This window comes from Megasphaera sp. DJF_B143 (assembly GCF_900320625.1).
GTDB classification, from domain to species: Bacteria; Bacillota; Negativicutes; order Veillonellales; family Megasphaeraceae; genus Megasphaera; species Megasphaera hexanoica.
The window spans coordinates 1-3637 of record NZ_ONTA01000132.1; the positions used below are offsets into that span (position 1 = coordinate 1).

A 3637-nucleotide genomic window follows, 5' to 3' on the forward strand; every position below is an offset into this window, starting at 1 on the left:
CAAAGGTCATCTGCCAGCCGCATGATTGAGATGAAGGAAGTTCATCGCTCATCGCGGCGACTCATATATCTTAACAAACTCACAGGAATTTGTCAAGCACTTTTTTTGAAATACTTTTGAGAGGAGGAAGGAAACCTTCCCGTCCGCTCAACAGCTTGTTTAGTATATCCCACTCTTCCCCTCTTGTCAAGGAATTTTTTTACATCTCTGAAAAAAAAGCACCTGCAGGCGTCCGTTTTAGACGCCTGCAGGTGCTTCGGGATATCTAATTCATGCATGGAGGGGTAGATACTATATGATAGAAACTGCATCAGATGCTGTCTTCCAAATCGACAATCTTAGCCGGATTGAGGATATCGTTCGGATCCAGCGCTTTCTTGATTGCCCGGATCATCTTGTATTCACCCGGCGGGGTGCAGCGTTTGAAATCAACGAGTTTCTTATAGCCGATACCGTGTTCACCAGACATCTTGCCACCCAGTGCATATACTTTTTCAAAGAGGTCTTCATGGAAACCGGCCATCTTCTTCATCCAGTCTTCCGGTGATAAACCATCTTTATTAAGCGGCAGCACGTGGATATTGCCATCGCCGATATGAGCCGATGTTACCGTATAGATTCCGTGTTTTTCTTCCAGTCCTGGTACTTCCGCCGTAATTTCAGCAATCTTGTCGAGAGGTACGACGAAATCTTCTGCTACGAACATGATGTCGATATCGCGGGCTGCTTCAGCAAACTGCCGGCGGCATCCCCAGATACGGTCATCCGCCTGGATGACATCGACGGCGCCCATATCATCACAGAGATCACTGATTTTTTCCATCTTCTTGTCTAGTTCATCTTCATCAAACGATTCTACGGTGATAATGACATAGCAGCAGTTTTCTTCTACATGGGGCAGCGTTACTTTGCAGAAATTGCTGCACATCTTCAGCGCTTTATTATCCATGTATTCGATACTGGTAGGTTCGATACCGGCCTTCAAAATCTTATTCGGCAGGGCAAATGCTTTGGCATCTTCATTAAAGATTGCTACCAGGTCAAATTTATACGGCGGCAGAGGACGTAATTTCAGCGTAATTTCTGTTACAACGCCCAGCGTACCTTCCGACCCGCAAATAAGTTGTTCCAGGCAGTAGCCGGTCGAGCATTTCTGCAACCGCGCTCCGACATCTACGATATCACCCGTCGGGGTAACTATTTTCATGCCATAAATCTGATTCCGTGTCGTCCCGTATTTTACAGCCTTGTTGCCACCGGCATTGGTTGCTACGTTACCGCCGATCTGGCAGCTGTCAGCACTGCAGGGATCGCCGGCATATAAGAGCCCCCGCTGTTTGCATTCCTGCTGGATAACGCTCGTCCGGACACCGGTCTGGACAACAGCATAGAGATTATCTTCATCGATTTTGAGGATCTTATCCATCTTATCCAGTTCCATGACGATACCGTGATAGACAGGAATGGCACCACAAGCAACACCAGAACCAGCAGCACGGGGCGTAATCGGTACGAGGTACTTGTTCGCCAGTTTGATGACAGCTGCTACTTCTTCCGTCGTTTTCGGGAATACGACTACTTCGGGAGTACGGAACCAATAGGGATTGCCTTCTTCATCGGTCTGATACGTCTGCAATTTTTCCGGATCTACCGTTACGCCTTTTTCTCCCAGTACTTGTTTCAGTTCGTCCAATAATTCTGCCGATACCTTATTAAATCTTGCCATAACCTATCTCTCCTTCCTATATAAATGCCTCATATACTGCGGCATAATATCCATGTCAATGAGCGGTTCCCTGTGCAGGGGGAGCTGCTTCCGCTGCATCTTCTGTTTTGTTCCCCCAAAGTGATGCAACAAAGGAGCAAAATACAGTCGTCCAGACAACACCGATAGCTCCCGGAATTGCCGACATGGGATCAAAATATGTAATCCCCAGGGTAACTGCCAGCGCCGTATTCTGTACGCCAACGATAAAAGTCATCGCTTTCCGTTTTGGAGCTTTCATGCGCAGCAGGCGGGCTACAGTATATCCGATAGCCAGGCCAATACCTGTATACAGTACCAATGTCAGGGCAGCCATTCCGGCTACAGCCTGCAGCCGTTCTACGTTGAGTGCTACAATGACGGAAATAATACAAACGATAGCAGCTACCGTTGCCAGCGGCACGACTTTCAGAATGACCGGCATTTGTTTTTCAAAGAATTTATGAATCAGAAGTCCCAGCGCAATCGGAATAATGACGATTTTAATGATACTCATAAACAGGCCTACCGCATCAATAGGCAGGTATTTGCCGACATAAAAGAGAAGCAGCATAGGCATGACGACAGGCGCTACGATGGTGCTCAGGCTCGATACCGTCACGGCCAGAGCCTTATCGCCTTTAGCCAGGAATGTCATGACGTTGGAAGACGTCCCCGTCGGCGTACAGCCCAGAAGTACGAGACCTACAGTCAGCATCGGGTCCAGATTGAATATGGTTCCCAGTCCCAATCCGACGAGAGGCATAAACGCATACAGTGTCACGATACCGACGATGACATCCTTTGGCCGGGTCAGAACCAGCTTGAAATCATTAGGCGTCATAGAAAGACCCATGCTCAGCATGATAATGCCCAGGAACCAGGGAATCGTCCCGCCGTAGGGTTTAAATGGCGTCGGCACAAAATATGCAAATACGGCACATAAAATGACCCACAGCGTTACATACTTAGTTACAAATTTTACGAACTTTTCGAACCCAGTCATGCTTCATACCTCCTTACACATAAAATGATACCTGAAAACATAAATCCTTACTGCATTTAATTATTACCGTATCGAATTTCTTTTATGCGTTTATGTTAACATTATCCAATTAAAGAGTCAAACTCTGACCAGTATGACGTTTGTGTTCATTTTATTTTTCTCATTTGGGCCTTTTTTTCGTCCATTTTCGTATAAATTATTACATTCTGATTGTTTTTCTTTCATTTTTCAATAAAAAAATCTGGCAAAATATCTAAATAAATTAATATTTTGCCAGATAATTTCTTATTTTTTTATTTTATGTTGGTGAAAACGGGCCTTTTTTATTGAATTCCTGATTGTTTTCAGCAGGAAACTTGCGTTTAAACTCAGCACGGGCCAGAGCGAGATGCCGCCGCATAATCGCTTCCGCCATTCCCTGGTCCCGCATTTTTAAAATATCACAAATCGTCAGATGTTCCGTTCCGACGACTTCAAAATATCCCGACGGTGGATCATAATTCAGATAGCTCCTATAGCGGTACAACTTGTATTTAATATGTTCATAAAACTCTTCCAGCAAAGGATGATCCGCCAGATGGACAATACGGGAATGAAATTGATATTCCAGGTCTACAACATCTATATACCGGTGCTGCAAATTCCCGCTCTTTACACAGATGTGCTGAAGCTGTCCTGCTATATCATACAATACATCCAGATCCGTATCTTTTATGGCAATGGCAGCTCTCCCCGCCGCATAGGGCTCAATCAGTTCTGATAACTCGGCAATATCTGTATATTCTTTTTCAGAAAATGCTGCGACCCTGTATCCCGGCTGGCGGACAACATATGAATTGTGCATGAGCCTGGTCAGGGCATTTTTGACAGGAGAGCGGCTGACACCC

Annotated in this window: 3 protein-coding genes; all 3 read right to left on the reverse strand. The window is 45.5% G+C overall.

What is annotated here, in order from left to right; translation table 11 throughout:
• Nucleotides 1–310: 310 nt before the first annotated feature.
• Entirely contained in the window at nt 311–1726 is a 1416-nt protein-coding gene (locus tag DBO31_RS03920) for an FAD-binding oxidoreductase (RefSeq protein WP_059076175.1), read from the reverse strand.
• 55 nt (nt 1727–1781) lie between these two features.
• A complete protein-coding gene (locus tag DBO31_RS03925; protein WP_059076176.1) occupies nt 1782–2750 on the reverse strand; it encodes a bile acid:sodium symporter family protein in 969 nt (322 codons plus the stop codon).
• Between the two features lie 298 nt (nt 2751–3048).
• Nucleotides 3049–3637: GntR family transcriptional regulator (locus DBO31_RS03930; RefSeq protein ID WP_150824494.1), on the reverse strand; the 589-nt coding region annotated here is incomplete at its 5' end.